Consider the following 22,139-nt stretch of genomic DNA (forward strand, 5'->3'; position numbering starts at 1 on the left):
AGGCCATCGGTCTTTCCGGGCCTGATCGACGATCAGCTTAGGGATGGTCCGCGCTGCGTGTAAGGCTATATTTTTGTTAAGGTGACCACCTCAGGTTGTCAGGGGCACATCGCCGTGAAAGACCATCAATTGCGCGCGTGGCTGAAAGTGGCCGAACTGCGCAGCATCCGCGCCGCCGCGCGCAGCCTGCACCTGAGCCAGGCCGCCGTGACCAAGGCCATCAAGGAACTCGAAACCGAACTGGACGCGCCGCTCCTGACGCGCAGCCCCAAGGGCATCGCCGTCACGGAATGCGGCGAGCACCTCACGGTTCGGGCCCGCCTCGCGCAGGCGCAGCTTGCGCTGGCGCGCCAGGACATCCGCCAGCTGCTCAGCGGCGCGCAGGCGCGCGTGGCGGTCGGCGTGACGCCCATGGTGATGATGAGCGTGCTGCCCGACGTGCTGGCCGAGTTCCGCGCCAGCATGCCGGCCGCCAAGATCAAGGTTTCCGAGGGACTGCTCCCCGCGGTGCTGCCCGCGCTGCGAAACGGCGCGCTGGATTTCGCGCTGGCCTCGCGCATGAACGACGGCGCCGGCGGGCAGGAATTCGACTTCGAGGAACTGCGGCCGCTGGAATTCATGATCGCGTGCCGCAAGGGCCATCCGCTGGCGCGCGCACGGCGTTGGGACGACATCCGCGGCTGCGAATGGCTGCTCAACGTATCGCCCGGCAGCCACACCGAAGCCTTTCTGCGCGGGCTGCGCGCGCACCGCCTGCCCGAACCCCAGCGGGTCATCGAGTGCGACACCTTCGGCGTCATGTGGAACCTGATGACCCGCAGCGACGCGCTCATCCTCTGCCCGTCCGGCATGCTGGACATCAAGCCCTACGGCGACGAGGCCCGGCGCATCCGGGCCGACGTGCCCATGCCCGTGGCCAGCATCGGCATCATGACGCTGCAGGGCACGCCGCTGTCGCTGGCGGCGGCCACCATGGCGGACCTGTTCCGGCGTCACGTATCGCGCGCACCGCTGGGCGGATAAGGCGGCCAAGCATCTATTTTCAGGGGCCGGATTGTCGACCGATTTTTTGTATGCAAAAATATACAAAAAACGCATCGAGACAGCCTTGCCCATTCCCAAGAGCAATTCGCAGGCCTTCGCGGCCTACAACGAGATCAAGCGCCGCATCCTGGCCGGCATGTTCACGCCCAGCCACCGGCTGCGCGAAGTGGAAGTCGCCGACCAGCTCGACATGGGCCGCACCCCCGTGCGCGAAGCGCTCAAGCGCATTCAGGACGAAGGCCTCATCACGCACGAGCCCGGCCGCGGACTGGTCGTCACCACGATGGACCAGCAGGAAGTCGGCGAGCTCTACTCCATGCGCGAAGTGCTGGAGGGCGCTGCCGCCGCCTTCGCCGCGCGCCATGCCACGGACGCCGAAGTCGCCAACATGCAGGCCATCCTGGACGAAGGCGACGGCGGCGACCCCGTCGCCCAGAACCTGCGCTTTCACCAGGCCATCTACAGCGCCGCGCACAACCGCTACCTGATCCGCTCGCTGCATTCGCTGACCGAGACCACCTACCTGCTGGGACGCAGCACGCTCAGCTCATCGGAGCGGGCCGGCCGCTCCAACCAGGAACACCAGGCCATCGTCGACGCCATCCGCGCCCGCGATGTTCAAGGCGCGCAAGACGCCGCGCAGCACCACATTCACCAGGCCCTGCTGGAACGCCTAAAGATGCTGCGCCAGGGATAAGCGCGGCCATCGATCGGAGACAAGTCGATGAAGCAGTTCAACGTATCCCCGCAGCGGCTGCTGGCGGGGCTGGCCCTTCTGTTGCCCGCGCTTTGCGCGCCGGTGGCTGCGTCCGCCGATTCCTACCCCACCCGACCCATCACGTTGGTGGTGCCGTTTGCGGCGGGCGGCGGCACCGACAGCATTGCGCGCGACATGGCGCGCACGCTGGCCGACAAGCTGGGCCAGTCCGTGGTCGTGGAGAACCGCGGCGGCGGTGGCGGCTCCATCGGCGCCGCGCTGGTCGCCAATGCGCGGCCGGACGGCTACACGCTGCTTTTTGCGACGTCCACCTTCGTGACCAATGCCGCCGCCGGCATCAGCACCACCTATGACGTGCGCAAGTCCTTCGCGCCCATCGCGATGCTGGGCCGCGGCCCGCTCTTCGTGGTGACGGCCAAGGACCTGAAGCTGACCTCCATCGCCGACCTGCGCCAGCTCGCCGCCAAGCCGGGCGCCGACCTGAACTTCTGCTCGGCCGGCAACGGCAGCATCAACCATCTGGCCGGCGAACTGTTCAAGCAGAAGACCAGCGCCGCCATGACGCACGTGCCCTACAAGGGCAGTGGGCCGGCCACCGTCGATCTGCTGGCCGGACGCGTTCAGGTGTTTTTCGCCACCGTGCCCACCATCCTGTCGCAGGTGCGCGACCAGCGCGTGGACCTGCTGGCCGTCACGGGCAAGACGCGCTCGCCGCTGTTCCCCGACACGCCCACCGTGGCCGAGGCAGGCGTTGCCGACTTCGACATCACGACGTGGTGGGGCGTGCTGGCGCCGGCCGGCACGCCGCCCGAGGTCGTCGGCAAGCTGAACCAGGCCATCAACGACGCCGCCTCCGACAAGCTGGTCGCCGACCGCCTGAAGCACGAAGGCGCCCAGGCCATCAGCGGATCGCCCGACGACTTCGGCAAGGCCCTGGCCGCCGAACTGGAGATGTGGCAAGGCGTGGTCAAGAAGTCCGGCATGAAGCTGGACTGACCGGCCCGCCACACGCACAACAAGGAGACACCATGCAGCAGCCCCAACATCCCCTGAACCCCGCGCGCCGCCGCCTGCTGCAAGGCGCGGCGGCCGGCGTGGCGCTGACCCTTGCCGGCGCGGCGCGGGCGGCGGATGCCTATCCCGCCAAGCCCGTGACGATCATCGTGCCCTATGCCCCGGGCGGGCAGGGCGACGTATTCGCCCGCATCCTCGCCGAACGCCTGGGTACGGAATTCAAGCAGACCTTCATCGTCGAGAACCGCCCCGGCGCGTCGGGCGCGGTCGGATCGCGCATCGTGCTGCGCGCGCCCGCCGACGGCTACACCCTGCTGCTGGGCCAAACCGGCGAGATCGCCGTCAACCCATATGCCATGAAGTCGCTGGGCTACGACCCGCTGCGCGAGTTCGCGCCGGTGATCCTGGTGGGGGATTCGCCCCTGGTTCTGGTCGTGCCGGAAAAGTCGCCGCATGCGGACCTGGCCGCGCTGATCGCGGCCGCCCGCGCCAAGCCGGACGCCATCGCCTACGCGTCGTCGGGCACCGCCACGCCGGGCCATCTGGCCGCCGCCGCGCTGGCGCTGGGCACGCAAACACGCATGATCCACGCGCCGTACAAGGGCGCCGGCCAGGCCATGTCGGACCTGCTCGGCGGGCATGTCGACTGCTTCTTCTCCAGCGCATCGGCCGCCATGCCGCACATCAACAGCGGCCGGCTGCGGGCGCTGGCGGTATCCTCGCGGGAGCGCCTGGGCATCCTGCCCAAGGTGCCCACCATCAGCGAGACCGCCGTGCCGGACTTCCAATTCAGCTTGTGGGGCGGCGTCTTCGCGCCCGCGCAGACGCCGCCCGCGGTGGTCGAGCAGCTCAATGCAAAGCTGAATGCCATCCTGGCCGAACCCGCGATCAAGTCGCGGCTCGAAGGCGACGGCGCGGCCGTGCGGCCGAACACCTCGCAGGAATTCACGGCCTTCGTGCGCAGCGAAGCCGCCAAATATCAGAACCTGGTGCAAGCCACCGGGGTCCAGGTCGAATAAGCCCGGCCGAATCATCCACAGGAAAACGCTCCATGAAAATCGTTGTACTCCCCGGCGACGGCATCGGCCCCGAAACCATGGCAGTCGCTGTCGACGTGCTTGAAGCCGCCTCGCGCCGCTTCGGCCTGAACCTGCAGTTCGACCACGACATTGCGGGCCACGACAGCCTGAAGCAGCACGGCGCCACCGTCACGCCCGCCCTCCTTGAAAAGGTCAAGGCGGCCGACGGCCTGATGCTGGGCCCCATGGCCACCTATGACTTCAAGGACGAAGCGCGCGGCGAGATCAATCCGTCGATGTACTTTCGCAAGAAGCTGGACCTGCACGCCAACATCCGTCCCGCGCGGACCTACCCCGGCATGCAGGCGCGTCTGGGCGAATTCGACCTGGTGGTGGTGCGCGAGAACACCGAAGGCTTCTACGCCGACCGCAACGTCGAGTCCGGCGGCAGCGAGATGCTGATAACGCCCGACGTCGTCGTGTCCCTGCGCCGCATCACCCGCCAGTGCTGCGAGCGCATCGCGCGCACGGCGTTCGAGCTGGCCATGACGCGCAACAAGCACGTCACGATGGTGCACAAGGCCAACGTGCTCAAGCTGGGCGACGGCATGTTCCTGGAGATGTGCCGCCAGGTCGCGCAGGAATTCCCGGAAGTCCGCGTCGACGACGTGATCGTCGACGCCATGATGGCGCATGTGGTGCGCGCGCCTCAGCGCTACGACGTCATCGTCACCACCAACATGTTCGGCGACATCCTGTCCGATCTCACCGCCGAACTGTCGGGCAGCCTGGGCCTGGGCGGCTCGCTGAACGCTGGCCGCGACTACGCGATGGGACAGGCGGCGCACGGCTCGGCCCCCGACATCGCCGGCCAGAACATCGCCAACCCGATCTCGCTGATCCTGTCCGGCGCCATGCTCCTGAACTGGCACGGCCAAAAGACCGGCAACCAGGCCTTCCTGCAGGCCGCCGCCGCCATCCAGGCCACCATTGCCGACACCATCCTCGCGCAGGAATGCACGCGCGACGTGGGCGGCAAGCTGGGCACGCGCGAAGCCGGCGCGGCCTTCGTCGCGCGCCTGCAGGCGGGCTGATCATGACGGCGCCGCAGCTTGCCGCCGGCGCCTGCGATTGCCACGTGCACGTCGTGGCGCCGCAGGCCGATTACCCCATGCTGGCGGACCGGCCCTACACGCCCGGCCCCGCGTCCGTGGATGCGCTGCGCGCGCATCTGCAACGCCTGGGCCTGGCCCATGCCGTGATCGTGCAGCCCAGCATCTACGGCGCCGACAACCGCCTGCTGGTGGACAGCCTGCTGGCGCTGGACGGCGCAGCACGGGGGGTGGCCGTCGTGGATGAGGGCGTGGCGGACGCTGAACTCTCGCGCCTGCACGACGCCGGCGTGCGCGGCCTGCGCGTCAACCTCGAAAGCACGGGCGCCAGCGACGCCGCCACGGTCAGCCGCGCGCTGTCGGCCTGGGCCGGCCGCCTTGCGGGGCAAGGCTGGCACCTGCAGGTCTACGCTTCGCTCGACGCCATCGCCGTCGCAGCCCCCGCGCTGGCCCGGCTGCCCGTGCCGGTGGTGCTGGACCACTTTGCGATGATTCCGGCGGCGCTGCCGCTGGACGATCCGCGCGTGCGGCAAGTGCTGGCGCTGGCCGGTGACGGCGCCGCGTACGTCAAGCTGTCCGCGTCGTACCGCATCAGCGCCAACCCCGATGACACCGAAGCGGCCACGCGCGTCACCGCGCTGGCCCGCGCCTTCATCGCTCGCAACCCCGAACGCGCCCTGTGGGCCAGCGACTGGCCGCACACCAACCGCGAACCCGGCAAAGCGCCCACCGAAGTCAGCGCCTATCGCGACGTTCCGCCAGAACGCCTGCTGCGCGAAATCGCGGCCTGGCTGCCCGACGCGGCGTTGCGCCGCCAGGTGCTGGCGGCCAATCCCGCGGCGCTGTATGGTTTCTAGTCCTTAGCGCAGCGGAGTCCGCCGCATGAACCTATCGCTACGCCACATGAAGGCCTTCACGGCCCTGGCGGCATTGCGCAGTTTCACGCGCGCGGCCGAGCACTGCTGTCTGACGCAGAGCGCGTTCAGCGCCCTCATTTCCAACCTGGAAAGCGACCTCGGCGTGAAGCTTTTCTCGCGCAGCACACGCAACGTCGAGCTGACTGCCGAGGGCGAGGCCTTTGAGAACATCGTCGCGCACCTGCTGCCCGAAACGGAGCGCGCCCTGGCCGAAATGCGCGACCACGTCGAGCGGCGCAAGGGCCGCGTCGCGCTTGCCGCGCTGCCGTCGATTTCGTCAGGCATCCTGCCCGGGCTGATCGCCCGCTTCGGCGACGACTACCCCGGCATCAGCGTGCAGGTGCAGGACGTGGCCAGCACCGTGTGCATCGACATGGTTCGCAACCGCCAGGTGGATTTCGCGCTGTGCGCGGCTGTCTATCCCAGCACCGACCTCGACATCGAGGTGCTGGCGCGCGACACCTTTCACTTCATCTGTCCCGCAAGGCACCCGCTCGCGGCCCGCCGCCGCCTGTCGGTGCAGGACGTGCTGGACTATCCCATCATCGGCTTCGAGAGCAACAGCAGCATCCGCCAGCACCTGGACGCCGCCATCTATCCCCGGCAGTGGCTGCGTTCGCACCAGGTCAACAGCCTGTCGACGGCGGCCGGGTTCATCGCGGCCGGCCTGGGCGTCACCATTGCGCCAACTCTGGCGCTATTTCAGTTTCGGCTGGCCGGACTGAAGGCCGTGCCGCTATCGCTGCCGATCAACGAACGCGACATCTGCCTGGCGCGGCGGCGCGACGCCACCGATTCGTTGGCTGCGCAGGCTTTCCTCGCACTGCTGCGAGAACACCTGCAGCCCTCCGTCCAGGCGCTGGCCCGCACGCTGGACTGACGCTTCGCCTGCGATGCCAGACGGGCGGGCGCCTTGCCACCGGCGCACCCCGCCCGCATTGAAGCGCCCGCTTTTCGCCTCGCGCGCATTTATCGATTTCTTCGATTTTCTTATCAAAATTATCCATTCATCGACTGAGAAGCGCTGTCTATCATGGGGTCACAACAGCAGAACAATTCAAGGAGACAACCCCATGAAGCGCCTCGCCCGTGTTCTCGCTGGCGGCTGCCTGTCCGCCGCCTTCGCCTGCGCCGCCCCGCTGGCATTTGCCGATACCTACCCCGCCAAACCCGTGCGCCTGATGGTTGGCATGGCGCCCGGCGGATCCAACGACACGGTCGCCCGCATGGTGGCGGCCGAATTGTCCAAGACGTGGCCGCAGCCCATGATCGTCGAGAACAAGCCGGGCGCGAACAGCACCATTGCCACCGGTGAATTGAAGCGCTCGCCCGCCGACGGCTATACGTTGATGCTGGTGATCTCCTCGCACGTGACCAACACGCTGCTCTACCCCAACCTCACCTACACGCTCACGGATTTCGCGCCGGTCTCGCTGATCGCCGACACCCCGTTCGTGCTGGTCGCCAATCCCAAGTTCGAGCCCAACACCACCAAAGACCTGATCACGCTGGCCAAGAAGAAAGAGCGCGGCATCGACTTCGGCACGCCGGGCCAGGGCTCCACGCAGCACATCTCGCTGGAGCTGCTGGACCAGATGGCCGGCATCCGCATGAACCACATTCCCTACAAGGGCGGCGCGCCCGCGCAGACCGACGTAATCGGCGGGCTGATTCCGCTGATCTTCGCCACGCCCACGCAGAGCCTGCCGTTCATCAAGCAGAACAAGCTCAAGGCGCTGGCTGTGACGTCAAAGGAGCGCCTGCCGCAACTGCCCGACGTGCCGACGCTGGCCGAATCCGGCGTGCCCGGTTACGAGGCCAACGTGTGGTTCGGCATCATCGCGCCGGCCGGCACACCGCCGCAGGTCGTCGAATTCCTGCACAAGGAGATCTCGCGCGTGGTCAGCCAGCCTGCCATGCAGGCGCGCCTGGACGAAATGGGCCTGAAGCCGCTGGATGAATCGCCCGCGCAGTTCCAGCAATTGATCGACAGCGAAAAAGTGAAGTGGGCTGGCGTCATCAAGCAAAGCAACCTCAAGTTCGACTGATCCCAATCCAAACCGGAGCATCCCTGCATATGCCTACCATCGAATCCGTCTCAGTCTGCATCGCCCGCGTGCCGCTCGCGAATCCGGTGACGTTCTCCACGCGCCAGGTCAAGGCGCGCGAGTACTGTCTGGTGCGTATCCGCTCGACCGACGGCCACGAGGGCCTGGGATACTGCTACGCAGTCAACAGCGCGGGACGCCTGCTGTCCGTGGCGGTGACCGACCTGCTGGCGCCGCGGCTGGTGGGCCAGGAGTCCCTGCGGGTCGAAGGTCTGTGGACCGAGCTGTACCAGGAAGCGCTGCTGCTGGGCCGCGCCGGCGGCGTGATGCGCGCGCTGTCCGCCCTGGACACGGCCCTGTGGGACCTGAATGCCCGCAGCGCCGGCGTGCCGCTCTTCCAGTACCTGGGCGCCACGGTGAAGGACCGCGTGCCGGCCTACGCCAGCGGCGGGTACTACCAGCCGGGCAAGACGCCGGAAAAGCTGGCTGCCGAAATGGCGCAGCACGTCAAAGAAGGCTTTCGCGCCGTCAAGATGAAGGTCGGCCTGGAAAGCGTGGCCGGCGAGCGCAAGCGCATCGCCGCCGTGCGCGAGGCCATCGGCGACGACGTGCGCCTGATGCTGGACGCCAACAATGCATGGCGCGACCTGCCCACGGCGCTGGAATACATGCGCGCGTTCGAGCCCTATCACCCCTTCTGGATCGAAGAACCCTTCTCGCCCGACGACATCGACAACCACGTGCGGCTGGCGCGCGCCACGCCGGTCACCGTCGCCACCGGCGAAGTCGAAGCTGGCCGCTGGCGCTTCAAGGACCTGATCGCCAGCGGCGCCACCACCATCCTGCAGACCGACGCGACCGTGTGCGGCGGCATCACCGAATGGCGCCGAATCGCGGCCACGGCGGACAGCCACGGCATCACCGTCGCGCCGCACGCGTGGCACGACGTGCACATCCACCTGGCCGCCAGCGCGCCCAACGCGACCTACGTGGAATGGATGCCGGACGATCACATCGTCAACTTCCGCCGCCTCATCGACCGCCAGCTGCAGGCCGAAGACGGCAACCTGCTGGTGCCCAAGGAGCCCGGTCTTGCCTTTCGTTTCGACGACGATGCGATCGCAGAATACGGCGTCGTCTATCCCGGCGAACGCGACCGGTGGCAGGTCGTCCGTTGAACACGGCCGCCCCCGCGCTGGGCCTGCTGCTGTCGGCCAAGGTCGATGCCGCGCACGGCCCGCGCCTGGACAGCCTGGCCCAAGCGGGCGGCGTGCGCCTGCAACGCCATCGTGTCGAAGCCGCGGACCCCGGACACATCGACGTGGCCTTCTTTTCGCGGGACCTGTACGAAGGCAGCTCGCTGCGCAAGCCCGGGCCGCTATCCGATGCCTTCTTCCGTGTGGCGGACGCCGCGCCCAACCTGCGCTGGCTGCACGTGTGCTCATCCGGCCAGGACTTGCCCCAGTACGCACCCACGTTGGCGCGCGGCATCCCTGTCACCGCGTCAACCGGCGTCACCGCCGCCCCCATTGCCCAGACGGCGGTGGCTGCCATCCTGGCGCAGTCACGCGGCTTCGACCGGTGGCTCGCGTCGCAGGCGCAGCGTGCATGGCAACCCTTGACGGGCGATGCGCGGCCCCGCGACCTCGCGTCGATGCGCGTGGTGGTGCTGGGCGCAGGCGCGATCGGGCAGGAGATCGGGCGTTTGTGCTCGGCGCTTGGCCTGTCCGCCACGGCTGTGCGCCGCCGAGCCGAACCAACGCCAGGCTTTGACACCGTCATCGGTTTGGATCAACTGGACGACGTCCTGCCGCATTGCGACTGGCTGGTGCTGGCGCTGCCCCTGAACGCATCGACCGCTGGCATCGTCGGCGGCCGCCAGCTCGCGCGGCTGCCGCGCGGCGCCCGCATCGTGAACGTCGCCCGGGGCGAGCTGGTCGACCAAGCCGCGCTGACGCACGCGCTGGCCACCGGACACCTGGCGGGTGCGTACCTCGACACCTTCACCGAAGAGCCGCTGCCCGTGGCGTCGCCCCTCTGGTCGCTGCCCTCGGTGTGGATCAGCCCCCACAACAGCGCGGCGTCGCTCGGCCACGAGGACCGCGTCGTCGACGGCTTTGCGGATCGGTTCCGGCACTGGCTGGCGGCTCACGCGGCAGCGCTGGGCGCTGCGCGCCGCTAACCCCGTCTTGCGGGTTCCTTCCGCGTCGATCCCGCCCCTTCCCCGCCGGCCAATCGACCAGGCTTTCATCTCGCGCCGCCGAATCGCTCCCCGCATTTCCCGGCGTTTGCCGAATGCGCTTAAATATCGCTTTGCGCCGGGACTTGCTCCCCCAGGCCCGCCGCGGCCGTGCGCGCCGCGCCAGCGCCTCATCGAAAGCCCCATCCAGATTCCGGAGTCTCTGCCTTGTTCCGCAGATTTGAAAGCCAGCTCAATCCCTTCCCTTCCGAGAACGTGCCCCCGCCGCCCACGGGATTCTTCGCGTTCCTCTGGTTCTGCACACACGGCTCGCGCCGCTACATCGCCGCGCTGGCGATCCTGAGCGCGGCCGTCTCCATTTACGAAGCATGGCTCTTCGCCTTCCTGGGCCAGGTCGTCGACATGCTGACCGCCTGGAACGCCGGAGAGCCTGCGTCGGCGCACGAGCAGCGCGTTCTGTGGGGCATCGCCATCGTGCTGTGCGCCAGCGTCGGCGTTGTCGCGCTGCGCACGCTGGTCCAGCATCAGGTTCTGGCCATCAACCTGCCGCTGCGCCTGCGCTGGGACTTTCACCGCATGATGCTGCGGCAAAGCCTGTCGTTCTTCTCCGATGAATTTGCCGGCCGCGTCACCACCAAGGTGATGCAGACCGCCCTGGCCGTGCGCGAAGTGCTGCTGACCTTCTGCGAAATCGTGCTCGGCATCGCCGTCTACTTCATCACTATCGTCGCGCTGGCTGGCGGGTTCGACTGGCGGCTCATGCTGCCCTTCATCGGCTGGATGGCGCTTTACGGGCTGGCCATGATGTATTTCGTGCCGCGCCTGGGCAAGGTCGGCAAGGAACAGGCGCATGCCCGCTCGACCATGACGGGCCGCGTCACCGACGCCTACACCAACATCACCACCGTCAAGCTCTTCTCGCACACCAACCGCGAGGCCCGCTTCGCGCGCGCCGCCATGGAGGACTTCAAGGAAACCGGCTACCGGCAGATGCGTCTGGTCAGCCAGTTCGAGATCGTCAACCAGGCGCTGGTGTCGGCGCTGATCCTGGGCGCCGGCGGTTACGCGCTGTGGCTCTGGCATGGCAGCGAAATCGGCACCGGCGCCGTCGCCGCCGTCACTGCCATGGCGCTGCGCGTGAACGGCATGTCGCACTGGATCATGTGGCAGATGACCTCGCTTTTCGAGAACATCGGCACCGTGCAGGACGGCATCGCCACCCTGACCCACGCACCCAAAGTCCAGGACGCGCCCAACGCGGCCACCCTGCGCGTCACGCGCGGCGAAGTTCAGTTCGACGACGTCTACTTCAACTACAACAATGAGCGCCAGGTCCTGGACGGCCTCACGCTCACCGTGCGCCCCGGCGAAAAGATCGGCCTGGTCGGCCGCTCGGGCGCCGGCAAATCCACGCTCATCAACCTGCTGCTGCGCTTTTACGACGTCGAGCGCGGCCACATCCGCATCGACGGCCAGGACATCTCGCAGGTCACGCAGGACAGCCTGCGCAGCGCCATCGGCATGGTCACTCAGGACACGTCCCTGCTGCACCGGTCCATCTGCGACAACATCGCCTACGGCCGCCCCGACGCCAGCCGCGAAGAGATCCGCGCCGCCGCGGCCCGTGCGCAGGCCGACGAATTCATCGAACAGCTCAGCGATTCGCATGGCCACACCGGCTACGACACGCTCGTCGGCGAACGTGGCGTCAAGCTGTCTGGCGGACAGCGCCAGCGCATCGCAATCGCCCGCGTCATGCTCAAGAACGCACCCATCCTGCTGCTGGACGAAGCCACCAGCGCGCTCGACTCGGAAGTGGAAGCCGCCATCCAGGAGAGCCTGGACGAAGTCATGCAAGGCAAGACCGTCATCGCGATCGCGCACCGGCTATCGACGATTGCCGCGATGGACCGGCTTATCGTGATGGATCAAGGGCGCATCATCGAACAGGGCAGCCACGCGGAACTGCTGGCGATGAACGGGGTGTACGCGCGCTTGTGGCGTCATCAGAGCGGCGGTTTTCTGGCGGAAGAGCCCAGCGAACCCAGCCAGCAGCCGTGACCGGAGAAGTTTCGTTGCACTTTATTAGGGACGCAATAAGGGTCCGATCGGATAATCCTCGCGCCATTCGATAAGGATCTTTATGTTGAAGTTGAAAGCTGCCCTCCTCATCTCGGCGCTCGGCGCCGCCGCCGTTCTGCCCGCGCACGCCGCCTCACAGCGGTCCGTCGATGCCCGCGAGTTCGACGTTGCCGGCGTCAAGACCGGCATGGACTTTGACGAAGCGCTCGCCGCCGCCGCCAAGAATTTTCATGTGGGCAAGAAAGACATCCGGATCGGCTACGCGAGGAACAACCCCGTCACGAACTCCAAGATGCCGATGAATTTCAGCTACGAGAAGGACGGCATCAACTTCATCGTCCACTTCGAACCGCGCGTGCCCGTCGACCAGCAACGCCCGCTCGCGGTGTCGCAGATCCGTTATGAACTGCCCTGGACCCCGGCCAACAAGGAAGCGATGGGCAAGGCGGCGCTGGAGAAGTATGGCCGCCAGTCCAACTATCCCAACGACCTGAATATGGAGTGGTGCGCCAAGCCCAGCTCGAATCCCGGCATGGGCTGCTCGAACGACATGACGCAGGCGGTATTGAAATACAGCGGCGTCAGCATCCAGATGGTTGACCCGGCATGGACGAATGCACGGATCGAGTTTGTGCAGCGTAGCCAGTCGAGAAAGCCCAGCTTCTGATGCACTGCGGCAAGCGGCGGGACCGCCTGCCGCTACAGCAGTGTCATCGCGGCGGCCGCCCCGGCAATGGCCACCAGCCAGGCCCAGCGCCGCCCCGGAAAAATGGCCTGGAGCAGGCTGCCCCGCTCCAAACGTGCGACGTGATTGTCAATCCCGCGCTGGCACAACGCTTCCATCTCCGCCAGGGCCTGGCGACGCGTCGCGTTGCGGTCGACAGTACCCTCGGTCACGGCCGACTCGAACATCTCGTCCAGATCCAGTTCGGACAGGATGCCCTCGGCCGCCAGCCAGACCAGGGCGCCGCCCAGCGTCATGAAGGGCGCCTGCGGCAGCGCTTGCAGCCTAAGCAGCGCCGCCGCATGGTGGTCAGCGCGAATGACGCCGTCGACGCGCAGGCGCTCAAGAAGCGGGAGGGGAGCCTGCGTCATGCCGGCATGCCAAACAAAAGGAACGCACGCTGGCGCAACATGGAATCAGCACTCCCCGGTAACGAAGTCGATGGCGGGTCCTAGCGGCAAAAAAAGGCCGACTCGGATTCCCTTCATGACGGCGAAGACAAGGAACGCTTCGCCATCGTTTTTCGACGTCGTTTTACCAGCCGCTGTCAGCGCTTAGTGTCCTTCCTTGGCGGTCCATTGATTGAGGGCAGAACAGGCCTCAATTGCGCGAAACGAACCGCATATTCGAAATGGATCGATGGAAATTTTCCTGCGCGTACCCATGCGCCAGGTAATGCAGAATGCCCCGGCAGCCAGGCTCAATCCCCAAGCCGCGCGGGAAGTTGCGCCAAGAGCCAATCAATGAACACGCGCAGCCGGTGCGTGACATGGCGGTTGTGCGGATACACCACATGAAAGGGATACGGCTGGGGCCGCCACGGTTTCAGGATCTCGACGAGCGCGCCACGCTTCAACGCGGGGCCCGCCGCATAGGTAAAGGTCTGCACAATGCCCAAGCCCGCCAGCGCCGCCGCCAGATGCGCGTTGCTTTCGTTCACGCCCACGCGATGTTCGACCTTGATCTCCGTTTTCACGCCATCGCGTTCAAAGCGGAATGGAAATGCCCCGCCGTTCTGCGGCGACAGGTAGCTGACCAGTTTGTGGCCGTTCTTCAACTCATCCGGATATGCCGGCGTGCCGAATTGCTTGAGGTATCCCGGCGTGGCGCACGTGATCAGGTCCGCCTTGCCGATCTGCCGCGCCACCAGCGATGAATCGTCAAGCGGACCGCCACGGATCACGCAATCCACGTTGTCGCTGATCAGATTCACCGCGCGATCCGACACGCCAAGATCGATCCTGATGTCGGGATAACGCGCCAGGAAATCGGGGATCGCGGGGATCAGCACATCGCGCGCCGTGGATCCGCCCACATCGATGCGCAGATGCCCTTTGGGCTTTCCTTGCACCGCCTTGAAGCCGCCGTCGATGTCTTCCAGGTCGCGCACGATGCGCAGCGTCTTCTCGTAGTACTCGCGGCCTTCGGGCGTGACAGTCACGCGCCGGGTCGTACGTTGCAACAGGCGCACGCCAAGGTGCGCCTCCAGGTCCTGGACCATCTTGCTTAGCGTGGCGTTCGGCATGTCCAGCGAATCTGCCGCCCGCGTGAAGCTGCCCGCCTCCACCACGCGGGCAAAGCCGCGAATCGCCGTCAATTGGTCCATGCCGCAGTCTCCTCAAGCTCGCCGATTATCCATAAATATGAATAGTTCTTTCAATCTTACCGGGTTTATTCATTATCCAGGCGGCCCTACAGTACCTCCATGCCCAGTCATTACCGGCCTCTCAGCGGAATTCGCCGCACCGGCACATGACGGTCAACCTTCACTTTCAAAAACATGGAGCGCATCATGAACAACCAACTGAACGGCAAAATCGCCCTCGTCACCGGCGGCACCACGGGTATCGGCCTGGCAACCGCCCAGGAACTGGCCGCGCAAGGCGCGCGGGTCTTCATCACCGGACGCCGCCAGGCGGAACTTGACGCCGCCGTGGCCAGCATTGGCGGCGCGGCCACGGGCATTCGCGCCGACGCGTCGGTGCTGAGCGATCTGGACACGGTCTACGCCCAGATCGCCGAAAGCGCCGGGCGGCTCGACATTCTGTTTGCCAACGCCGGCGGCGGCGACATGATGCCGCTGGGCGCCATCACCGAAGAACACTTCGACCGCATATTCGGCACCAACGTGCGCGGCACCTTGTTCACCGTGCAAAAGGCGCTGCCGCTGCTGGTCGACGGCGCGTCGGTGATCCTCACGGCCTCGACCGTTTCGATCCAGGGAACGGCCAACTTCAGCGTCTACAGCGCCAGCAAGGCCGCCGTGCGCAACTTTGCGCGTTCGTGGGCGCTGGACCTCAAGGACCGCGGCATCCGCGTAAACGTCGTCAGCCCCGGCCCGGTCCGCACGCCCGGACTGGGCGGCCTGGTCCCGGACGAGGCGCGCCAAGGCCTGTTCGATCATCTGGCCGCGCAGGTGCCGCTGGGCCGCCTGGGCGAGCCGCAAGAGATCGGCAAGGCGGTTGCGTTTCTGGCTTCCGACGCGGCCAGCTTCGTCAATGGCGTCGAGCTGTTTGTGGATGGCGGCATGGCGCAGGTGTAAGCGACCGCCGCGCCAGCCCCATGCAGTCGCCTCGACTTGCGATACATCGCTTCCTTGCCCGCCCCCATGGCCTATGCTGATCGCTCCGGCCCGGGGGGGCCGCCTTGCTGAAGGAGCAGTGCATGCTGGACCACATCACCATCCACGTGAGCGACTTCGCGCGTAGCCGCGCGTTCTACCAGAGCGCGCTGGCGGAATTGGGCTATGTGCCACGCAAGACTTTCGAGACCGACATGGGCTTTGGCGCCGGCGACCGCGCCGATGTCGACAACCCGGGCGGCGAGTTCTGGATCCATGAAGGCACGCCCTGCACCCCGCGCGTGCATGTGGCCTTCCGCGCCCGCAGCCGGGACGAGGTCGACGCCTTCCACCGCGCCGCCTTGGCCGCCGGCGGCCGGGACAACGGCCCGCCGGGATTGCGGCCCCACTACCACCCCAACTATTACGGTGCCTTCATCCTGGACCCCGACGGCTACAACGTCGAGGCCGTGTGCCACCGCGCCGCCTGACCGCACGGCGCGTATGGGAATCCCGCGGCGCACGCCGACGCGGACATCCGCACGCGGGGCATTGAATCGATGCAGGGAATGAAATGCCGACGCGGCAGAATCGAAGGATTCGCGTCGCGGGGCTGGGAGCTTGCTGGGGATTGGTGGAGCTCAGTCTTTGCTCCTTGCGTCGACACATGATTTCACTTTATTTGTTGGTTTCAGCAAATGTTGAAATTGACTTGGAAAGTGAAATTTCGGCAACGGATTTCAAAAAATATGCTATTTTCAGCAGATGCTGAAAGATGCCAAATCAATGAAAGATGCCGAGGCGCGGGCTGGTGAGGCGCTGCGCCATTTGCTTGAAAGGATCCCGATCCTTCAGATCGAAGGGATCGAAGCCGAGGCCGTGTCCGACGACTGGGAGCCGGACCTGATCGCCAGACTACTCGTGGACGGGCGACAGCATTTGCTCATCTGCGAGTACAAGTCGAACGGGCAACCACGGTACGCCCGGTCCGCGTTGCTGGAGCTGCGGAACTACGTTGCGCAGCGCGCTCCCGAGGCAACGCCCGTCTTCATCGCCCCCTATATCTCACCTGCGGTAAGGCAACTGTGCGAAGAGAAGGGTGTCAGCTATCTCGACCTGGAAGGCAACGCCCGGGTCGCCTTCCGCGGCGTATTCATCGAACGCATGGTGACAGACAAGCCTGCGGCGGAGCAACGCGAACTCAAGTCGTTGTTCAGGCCGAAGTCGGCCCAGGTTTTGCGCACCATGCTGCGCGAGCCAGGCCGTGCTTGGCGTGTCACCGAGCTGTCGGAAATCTCCGGAGTCAGCCTGGGGCACGTCAGTAATGTGCGCACCGGGTTGATCGATCGAGAATGGGCACGCGCCTCAGATGACGGCCTCGTTCTCTCAGATCCCGACGCGCTGGTGGACGCATGGCGGAACAGCTACACAGCACCGCCAGGTGAGCGGCTGCGGTTCTACACGCCTTTGCATGGAAGCGCGTTCGAAGAAGCTGCCCGTAGCGCACTGCGTCCCAAAGACGGTCCCCGGCATGCTGCTTTCGCATCGTTCTCAGCAGCGCAGTGGCTTTCGCCCTACGGTCGTACCGGCACGCACTATTTCTTCGCCGACGAAGATGGTCTGCGTGAGCTTCAGGCAACGCTGAAGCTCACGCCTGCCGCGAAGGGCGAGAACGTGGTCATCACCGTGCCGAAAGACACGGGATTGTTTGCCGACACCATTGAACCTGCGCCGGGCGCAGTCTGCACAAGCTTGGTTCAAACCTACCTCGACCTCTCCATTGCCGGCGAACGCGGCGCCGAGGCTGCCGACCACCTGCGCAACGAAAAGCTTACATGGCCCAAATGACCCCCCCCAGGAACCACAATCGGCCGCCGAATACGACGACCGCACGACTACGGCCGTGAAATCCGTGCTGATCGAGATCGGCCAGATACTTGGTAGCTTCAAAGGCAAATTCGTCATCATAGGTGGTGCCGTCCCCTGGCTGCTACTGGCCAACGAGGAGATGCCCCACGTCGGGACACTCGATGTAGACATTGGACTTGATGCAGAAGCTCTCGGCGACGGTGAATACGCAACCTTGATCGGTGCGCTTCAGGGTCACGGATATGCCCAGCGCGACGGGCTTCGACGATTCCAACTGGTTCGTCAGGTTTCCGTGAAGGACGGTGGAGGGGGGATCGACATCGTGGTCGATTTCTTGATGCCGCGCGATGCAGAGATCGTCAAAAACAATCCTCCCCTGATCAGCGACTTTGCCGTACAGCGTGCTGACGGCGCTGACTTGGCGATGCGGTTCTATCAACTGGTGGCGGTGGCAGGCCCGATGCCGAACGGAGGGACCAACCGCGTGGAGATCGCGGTGTGCTCTATCCCTGCACTACTGGCAATGAAAGGCCATGCGTTGGCGGGCCGCTACAAGCAGAAAGATGCCTACGACATCTACTACTGCGTACGGAACTATCCTGATGGCATTGAGGCTCTGGCGCAGCAATGCCTTCCGCTCATGGGACACGCAAGCGGCGAGCGAGGTTTCCAACACATCGCCGACAAGTTTGACGCCTTCGAAGGACATGGTCCCACCTGCGTGAGGCGTTTCGTCGAAGACACGAATGCGCTGGGCGATCGCACGCCCGAACAGTGGCAACAGGATGCGTTCGGGCAGATTGACGCGCTGCTACGCGCGATGGCGCTGCGAGCTTGAATCACGCTCAACGAATGACCGCCGCATTGGAAAAAGCACAGCGCCAACGTGCCAAACGCTAACAAAGGTAAACGCAGGCATCAGAGACTAACCTGGGGTTGATGCCTTTGGCGATCATCGCCCTCGCCTCTACCCGCATGGTCCGCGCATCATGCAAGCTCAACTCGGGATAAGTACCGAAAGACATCCGTGACCGCTTGCCTAGCAGCTGGTAGCGGAAATGCAAGGCCTTGCTGCCCTGGGCCGAGATGAGCAACGACAGGCCGTCGTAGGCGCCCAGTGTGTAAACCTTCCGCGTTGCCTTGGCGTTTCGGATATGTACGTCAGTCAGCGCCACGCTTGCTCCACAAATCCTAACTTAGATGGGATAGAAGCCATGGTCGCAGCAACGTCACGCGACGGACAGAAACAATGCGAGATGCCGGCCCCGTATTGATGGACCAAAAAATGTACGGAAATGGGGGCGCTAGAGAGGCATTTTTCCGATCCCCACAGCATGCGGGATGAAAAAAATATTATTCAAATCCAATCACTTGGAATCTCTTCCCAAAGCGACGAACCGGGTACGGAGCGCTACTTGGAGCGGGTGAAGGGAATCGAACCCTCGTATGAAGCTTGGGAAGCTGCCGTTCTACCATTGAACTACACCCGCTCGGGTGTCGTGCCGCGGCCGTGGGCCGGGCAGAGCCGCGATTATAGCGCGGCTTTTTTCGGGCGGGGCGGCGGTAAACCGCCCCGTTCCGGTCAATCGCTACGATAAATCGCGACGAACACCCGCAGCGATCAATTCGCCGTGATGTTGGCCGCCTTGACCACCTTGCCCCAGCGGTCCAGTTCGGTCTGCGTGTAGGCGCCCAGTTCCTTCGGCCCCATGAACGTCGCCTCGGCGCCCTGCTCGGCCGCCTTCTTGCGGAACTCGTCGGTCTTCATGATTTTCTGGATCTCGCCGGCGATCTTGTCCACGACCGGCGCGGGCGTGTCCTTGGGCGCATACATGGCGAACCACGACGAGACGATCAGGTCGGGGTAGCCGGCTTCGGCGGCCGTCGGCACGTCGGGCAGCGACGGCAGGCGGGCGTTGCCCGTGACCGCCAGCGCGCGCAGCTTGCCCGCGGCGATCTGGCCCAGGAGCGGCGGCGGCGTGGTGATGGTCATGTCGACGGCGCCGCCCAAGAGATCGTTCAGCGCGGGACCCGTGCCCTTGTAGGGAATGTGCGTGATCTGCGTGCCGGCCATCTGGTTGAGCAGTTCCGTGGCAACCTGCTGCAGCGAGCCATTGCCCGACGACGCGTAGTTCAGCTTGCCCGGGTTGGCCTTGGCGTAAGCCACCAGTTCCTTCAGGGTCTTGATGGGCAGGTCCGGACGCACGACCACGACCTGCGGCGCCGACAGCACGTTGGCAACGGGCGAGAAATCCTTGATGGGATCCCAGCCGGCGGCGGGCGTCACGTGCGGGGTGATGACCTGAAAGCCCGAGTATTGCAGCAGCAGCGTGTAGCCGTCCGGCTTGGCGCGGGCCACGGCCTGCGCGGCGATGCCGCCCGACGCGCCGGGCTTGTTCTCGACGACGACGCTCTGTCCCAGTGCCGCGCCCAAGGGCTGGGCGATCAGGCGGGCGGCGATGTCGGTGGTGCCGCCCGGCGCGGCGGACACGATCAGCGTGACGGGGCGATTCGGAAAATCGGCCTGCGCGCTGGCGGCGCCGGCGGCAAAGGTCAGGGCAAAGGCGGCGCTGGCGCGCAGGGCGGTGGGCAGGCGGAAAGAGGCCATGCGTTGTCTCCTGGGTATTGTTATCTGTGGGTGGTGTCAGGTACTGCAGGTAATGCTGAAAAGCGGCCGATCAATCAGGCGCCGGCCGGAAACCGTTCCGCCAGCCACGCCGGCGGCGCATGCAGGGCCAGCCTGGGGCCCGCCTGCAACAGCGCGTTGGACAGATCCCGCTGAACCAGGCCCGGCAAATTGCGGACAATGGCCAGCAGCGGTTCCAGCGACACGCCGGTCTGCACGCCCATGCACGCAAACATGTGGACCAGTTCTTCGGTATTGACGTTGCCGCTGGCGCCCGGCGCATAAGGGCATCCGCCCAGGCCGCCCGCCGCCGCGTCAAAGCGGGTGATGCCGGTCTGCCAGGCCGCGATGGCGTTGGCGAGCGCCATGCCGCGCGTATTGTGCAAGTGAACGGTCAGCGGCGTGGCCGGCAGGCGGGCGGCGGCCTGTTCGCACAGCGCCCCCACTTGCGTCGGAAACGCCATGCCCGTCGTGTCGCACAGCGTGATGCCGGCAGCGCCCGCATCGACCAGCCGCGCGGCCAGGTCCAGCACCGTGTCGGGAGGCACGTCGCCATCGAAGGGACAACCGAAAGCGGTCGACAACGACACGTTGCAAGGCGCGCCGGCGTTCGCCGCGGCAGCCAGCACCTGCGACAGCTCGGCAAACGACTGGTCGCGCGTCATGCGCAGGTTGGCGCGGTTGTGCGTCTCGCTGCACGACATGACCAGGTTCATTTCGTCGGTGCCGGCTTCCAGCGCGCGTTCCAGCCCGCGCACGTTGGGCACCAGCGCGGTGTAGATCACGCCGGGACGGCGGCTGATGCGCCGCATGACGTCGACGGCGTCGGCCAGGGCGGGAATGGCCTTGGGCGACGTGAAGCTGGTGACCTCGATGCGCGCGAAGCCGCATTCGGACAGCGCGTCCACGAAGGCGACCTTGTCGTCAGTGGACACCAGGGTCTTTTCGATCTGCAGGCCGTCGCGCGGGCCGACTTCGTTGATCTCGATGCGGTCGGGTCCGTGGTTCATGCAATCACTCCCTTGGCGCGCAGCGCGGCGCGCTGTGCTTCGGTCAGGCCAGCGGACGCCAGCACCGCGTCGGTGTGTTCGCCCAGCGTCGGCGCGCGCTCGCGCACCGCGCCGGGGTTGGACGACAGATACGGGAAGACGGCGGGCATCTCGACCTGCACGCCCGCGGCCGATTCCATCGACGTGATGGCGTTGCGGGCGCGGTAGTGCGGGTCCTTGGCAATGTCGGCCACGGAATAGATGCGGCCGGCCGGCACGCCCGCTTCCAGCATCGCGGCCAGCACGTCGTCGATCTGGCGTTGCTGCGTCCACGCGCCGATGGCGGCGTCGATCTCGTCCACGCGGCGCGCGCGTCCGTCGTTGTGCGCCAGCGCCGGATCCTGCCCCAGGTCGTCGCGGCCAATGCGTGCCATCAAGCGCGTGTAGATGGCGTCGCCGTTGCCGGCGATGAGCACATAGCCGTCCTGGCAGGGATAGGCATTGGAGGGCGCGATGCCGGGCAGCGACGCGCCGGCAGGCTCGCGGACCGCGCCGAACACCGAATACTCGGGCAGCAGGCTCTCGCTGAGATTGAAAAGGCTTTCATACAGCGCGGTGTCGATCACCTGCCCCACGCCGCCCCGCGCATCGCGCTGGTACAGCGCCAGCATCACGCCCAGCGCGCCGTGCAGGCCGGCAATGGTGTCGCCCAGCGACAATCCGGCGCGCACCGGCGCGCGGCCCGGCTCGCCGTTCAGGTAGCGCAGCCCCGCCATGGCTTCGCCAATCGCCGCAAAGCCCGGTTCGCGCGCCTTCGGGCCGGTCTGGCCGTAGCCCGAGATGCGCAGCATGATGAGGCGCGGATTCAGTTCGTGCAGCGCCTCCCACGACAGGCCCCACTTTTCCAGCGTGCCGGGGCGGAAATTCTCGATCAGCACGTCGGCCTCGCGCGCCAGCATGCGCACGATGTCCTGGCCTTCCTGCTGGCGCAGGTCCACGCAGACCGACTGCTTGTTGCGCGACTGCGCCTCCCACCACACCGACGTGCCCTCGTGCAGAAGACGCCATTTACGCAGCGGATCGCCCTGGCCCGGAGGCTCGATCTTGATGACCTGCGCGCCAAAGTCGGCCAGGGTCTTGGCCGCAAAAGGCCCTGCGATGAGTTGTCCCAGTTCCAGCACACGAATGCCGGCAAGAATCTGCCCTGCCATATCGCC

22 protein-coding genes and 1 tRNA gene are annotated in these 22,139 nt (G+C 65.9%); 16 read left to right on the forward strand and 7 right to left on the reverse strand.

Annotation, left to right across the window (positions count from 1 at the left end; all coding sequences use genetic code 11):
* Positions 1-114 precede the first annotated feature (114 nt).
* The 12 genes from V6V88_RS24340 (at position 115) to V6V88_RS24395 (ending at position 12,821) form a co-directional block, all read left to right on the forward strand.
* Positions 115-1,023, forward strand: a complete 909-nt coding sequence (locus V6V88_RS24340; protein ID WP_338616772.1) for a LysR substrate-binding domain-containing protein — start codon at positions 115-117, stop codon at positions 1,021-1,023.
* A gap of 85 nt (positions 1,024-1,108) precedes the next feature.
* Entirely contained in the window at positions 1,109-1,741 is a 633-nt protein-coding gene (locus tag V6V88_RS24345) for a GntR family transcriptional regulator (RefSeq protein WP_174245413.1), read from the forward strand.
* 27 nt (positions 1,742-1,768) lie between these two features.
* Positions 1,769-2,758 (forward strand): tripartite tricarboxylate transporter substrate binding protein, encoded by a 990-nt coding sequence (locus V6V88_RS24350; RefSeq protein ID WP_338616777.1) that lies wholly within the window; start codon positions 1,769-1,771, stop codon positions 2,756-2,758.
* Between the two features lie 32 nt (positions 2,759-2,790).
* Positions 2,791-3,795: a tripartite tricarboxylate transporter substrate-binding protein gene (locus tag V6V88_RS24355; protein WP_338616780.1), complete on the forward strand. Its 1,005-nt coding sequence runs from the start codon at positions 2,791-2,793 to the stop codon at positions 3,793-3,795.
* 32 nt (positions 3,796-3,827) lie between these two features.
* Complete coding sequence (locus tag V6V88_RS24360; protein WP_223573179.1) at positions 3,828-4,889, forward strand: isocitrate/isopropylmalate family dehydrogenase; 1,062 nt, start codon at positions 3,828-3,830, stop codon at positions 4,887-4,889.
* 2 nt (positions 4,890-4,891) lie between these two features.
* Entirely contained in the window at positions 4,892-5,764 is an 873-nt protein-coding gene (locus V6V88_RS24365; RefSeq protein ID WP_223573181.1) for an amidohydrolase family protein, read from the forward strand.
* Positions 5,765-5,789: 25 nt separating this feature from the next.
* A complete protein-coding gene (locus V6V88_RS24370; RefSeq protein ID WP_338616782.1) occupies positions 5,790-6,704 on the forward strand; it encodes a LysR family transcriptional regulator in 915 nt (304 codons plus the stop codon).
* Positions 6,705-6,897: 193 nt separating this feature from the next.
* Positions 6,898-7,872: a tripartite tricarboxylate transporter substrate binding protein gene (locus tag V6V88_RS24375; protein WP_160144406.1), complete on the forward strand. Its 975-nt coding sequence runs from the start codon at positions 6,898-6,900 to the stop codon at positions 7,870-7,872.
* A gap of 29 nt (positions 7,873-7,901) precedes the next feature.
* Entirely contained in the window at positions 7,902-9,050 is a 1,149-nt protein-coding gene (locus V6V88_RS24380; protein ID WP_338616787.1) for a mandelate racemase/muconate lactonizing enzyme family protein, read from the forward strand.
* Entirely contained in the window at positions 9,047-10,054 is a 1,008-nt protein-coding gene (locus V6V88_RS24385) for a D-2-hydroxyacid dehydrogenase (RefSeq protein WP_338616788.1), read from the forward strand. The genes V6V88_RS24380 and V6V88_RS24385 overlap by 4 nt, the downstream gene beginning before the upstream one ends.
* 225 nt (positions 10,055-10,279) lie before the next feature.
* Complete coding sequence (locus tag V6V88_RS24390; RefSeq protein ID WP_338616789.1) at positions 10,280-12,133, forward strand: ABC transporter ATP-binding protein; 1,854 nt, start codon at positions 10,280-10,282, stop codon at positions 12,131-12,133.
* Between the two features lie 82 nt (positions 12,134-12,215).
* A complete protein-coding gene (locus V6V88_RS24395; protein ID WP_223573190.1) occupies positions 12,216-12,821 on the forward strand; it encodes a hypothetical protein in 606 nt (201 codons plus the stop codon).
* Between the two features lie 32 nt (positions 12,822-12,853).
* Here V6V88_RS24395 and V6V88_RS24400 read toward each other — a convergent pair whose 3' ends face one another.
* Together V6V88_RS24400 and V6V88_RS24405 are read right to left on the reverse strand one after the other, a co-directional pair.
* Entirely contained in the window at positions 12,854-13,249 is a 396-nt protein-coding gene (locus V6V88_RS24400; RefSeq protein WP_338616793.1) for a hypothetical protein, read from the reverse strand.
* A 329-nt stretch (positions 13,250-13,578) separates the two neighbouring features.
* Entirely contained in the window at positions 13,579-14,484 is a 906-nt protein-coding gene (locus V6V88_RS24405; RefSeq protein ID WP_223573192.1) for a LysR family transcriptional regulator, read from the reverse strand.
* 186 nt (positions 14,485-14,670) lie between these two features.
* Between V6V88_RS24405 and V6V88_RS24410 the strand changes: the two genes are divergently transcribed.
* From V6V88_RS24410 to V6V88_RS24425, 4 genes are all read left to right on the forward strand, one after another.
* Positions 14,671-15,420 (forward strand): SDR family oxidoreductase, encoded by a 750-nt coding sequence (locus tag V6V88_RS24410; protein ID WP_223573194.1) that lies wholly within the window; start codon positions 14,671-14,673, stop codon positions 15,418-15,420.
* Between the two features lie 122 nt (positions 15,421-15,542).
* Complete coding sequence (locus tag V6V88_RS24415) at positions 15,543-15,929, forward strand: VOC family protein (RefSeq protein ID WP_223573196.1); 387 nt, start codon at positions 15,543-15,545, stop codon at positions 15,927-15,929.
* A 274-nt stretch (positions 15,930-16,203) separates the two neighbouring features.
* The gene (locus V6V88_RS24420) at positions 16,204-17,286 is read left to right on the forward strand and encodes a type IV toxin-antitoxin system AbiEi family antitoxin (protein ID WP_280001114.1); all 1,083 of its coding nucleotides are present in this window, start codon (positions 16,204-16,206) and stop codon (positions 17,284-17,286) included.
* 55 nt (positions 17,287-17,341) lie between these two features.
* The gene (locus V6V88_RS24425; RefSeq protein WP_280001115.1) at positions 17,342-18,145 is read left to right on the forward strand and encodes a hypothetical protein; all 804 of its coding nucleotides are present in this window, start codon (positions 17,342-17,344) and stop codon (positions 18,143-18,145) included.
* Between the two features lie 58 nt (positions 18,146-18,203).
* Here V6V88_RS24425 and V6V88_RS24430 read toward each other — a convergent pair whose 3' ends face one another.
* The 5 genes from V6V88_RS24430 to V6V88_RS24450 all read right to left on the reverse strand — a co-directional run bounded on the left by V6V88_RS24430 (position 18,204) and on the right by V6V88_RS24450 (position 22,133).
* Entirely contained in the window at positions 18,204-18,482 is a 279-nt protein-coding gene (locus tag V6V88_RS24430; protein WP_280001116.1) for an Arm DNA-binding domain-containing protein, read from the reverse strand.
* A gap of 241 nt (positions 18,483-18,723) precedes the next feature.
* A tRNA-Gly gene (locus V6V88_RS24435) sits at positions 18,724-18,797 on the reverse strand.
* Between the two features lie 131 nt (positions 18,798-18,928).
* A complete protein-coding gene (locus V6V88_RS24440) occupies positions 18,929-19,915 on the reverse strand; it encodes a tripartite tricarboxylate transporter substrate binding protein (protein WP_062839877.1) in 987 nt (328 codons plus the stop codon).
* Positions 19,916-19,989: 74 nt separating this feature from the next.
* Complete coding sequence (locus V6V88_RS24445) at positions 19,990-20,943, reverse strand: hydroxymethylglutaryl-CoA lyase (protein ID WP_223573201.1); 954 nt, start codon at positions 20,941-20,943, stop codon at positions 19,990-19,992.
* Positions 20,940-22,133, reverse strand: coding sequence for a CoA transferase (locus V6V88_RS24450; RefSeq protein WP_175234730.1), 1,194 nt, complete (start codon positions 22,131-22,133; stop codon positions 20,940-20,942). The genes V6V88_RS24445 and V6V88_RS24450 overlap by 4 nt, the downstream gene beginning before the upstream one ends.
* Positions 22,134-22,139 lie beyond the last annotated feature (6 nt).

It is taken from the genome of Achromobacter sp. E1, assembly GCF_037039475.1.
Taxonomy (GTDB): Bacteria; Pseudomonadota; Gammaproteobacteria; order Burkholderiales; family Burkholderiaceae_B; genus Achromobacter; species Achromobacter mucicolens.

What these genes read in the sequence shown, in the direction of transcription:
- V6V88_RS24400 (WP_338616793.1), bottom strand. Translation starts at nt 13,249, where the DNA reads ATGACGCAGGCTCCCCTCCCGCTTCTTGAGCGCCTGCGCGTCGACGGC.
- V6V88_RS24395 (WP_223573190.1), top strand. Translation starts at nt 12,216, where the DNA reads ATGTTGAAGTTGAAAGCTGCCCTCCTCATCTCGGCGCTCGGCGCCGCC.
- V6V88_RS24380 (WP_338616787.1), top strand. Translation starts at nt 7,902, where the DNA reads ATGCCTACCATCGAATCCGTCTCAGTCTGCATCGCCCGCGTGCCGCTC.
- V6V88_RS24415 (WP_223573196.1), top strand. Translation starts at nt 15,543, where the DNA reads ATGCTGGACCACATCACCATCCACGTGAGCGACTTCGCGCGTAGCCGC.
- V6V88_RS24450 (WP_175234730.1), bottom strand. Translation starts at nt 22,133, where the DNA reads ATGGCAGGGCAGATTCTTGCCGGCATTCGTGTGCTGGAACTGGGACAA.
- V6V88_RS24355 (WP_338616780.1), top strand. Translation starts at nt 2,791, where the DNA reads ATGCAGCAGCCCCAACATCCCCTGAACCCCGCGCGCCGCCGCCTGCTG.
- V6V88_RS24375 (WP_160144406.1), top strand. Translation starts at nt 6,898, where the DNA reads ATGAAGCGCCTCGCCCGTGTTCTCGCTGGCGGCTGCCTGTCCGCCGCC.
- V6V88_RS24405 (WP_223573192.1), bottom strand. Translation starts at nt 14,484, where the DNA reads ATGGACCAATTGACGGCGATTCGCGGCTTTGCCCGCGTGGTGGAGGCG.
- V6V88_RS24350 (WP_338616777.1), top strand. Translation starts at nt 1,769, where the DNA reads ATGAAGCAGTTCAACGTATCCCCGCAGCGGCTGCTGGCGGGGCTGGCC.
- V6V88_RS24365 (WP_223573181.1), top strand. Translation starts at nt 4,892, where the DNA reads ATGACGGCGCCGCAGCTTGCCGCCGGCGCCTGCGATTGCCACGTGCAC.
- V6V88_RS24420 (WP_280001114.1), top strand. Translation starts at nt 16,204, where the DNA reads ATGCTGAAAGATGCCAAATCAATGAAAGATGCCGAGGCGCGGGCTGGT.
- V6V88_RS24410 (WP_223573194.1), top strand. Translation starts at nt 14,671, where the DNA reads ATGAACAACCAACTGAACGGCAAAATCGCCCTCGTCACCGGCGGCACC.
- V6V88_RS24370 (WP_338616782.1), top strand. Translation starts at nt 5,790, where the DNA reads ATGAACCTATCGCTACGCCACATGAAGGCCTTCACGGCCCTGGCGGCA.
- V6V88_RS24440 (WP_062839877.1), bottom strand. Translation starts at nt 19,915, where the DNA reads ATGGCCTCTTTCCGCCTGCCCACCGCCCTGCGCGCCAGCGCCGCCTTT.
- V6V88_RS24445 (WP_223573201.1), bottom strand. Translation starts at nt 20,943, where the DNA reads ATGAACCACGGACCCGACCGCATCGAGATCAACGAAGTCGGCCCGCGC.
- V6V88_RS24360 (WP_223573179.1), top strand. Translation starts at nt 3,828, where the DNA reads ATGAAAATCGTTGTACTCCCCGGCGACGGCATCGGCCCCGAAACCATG.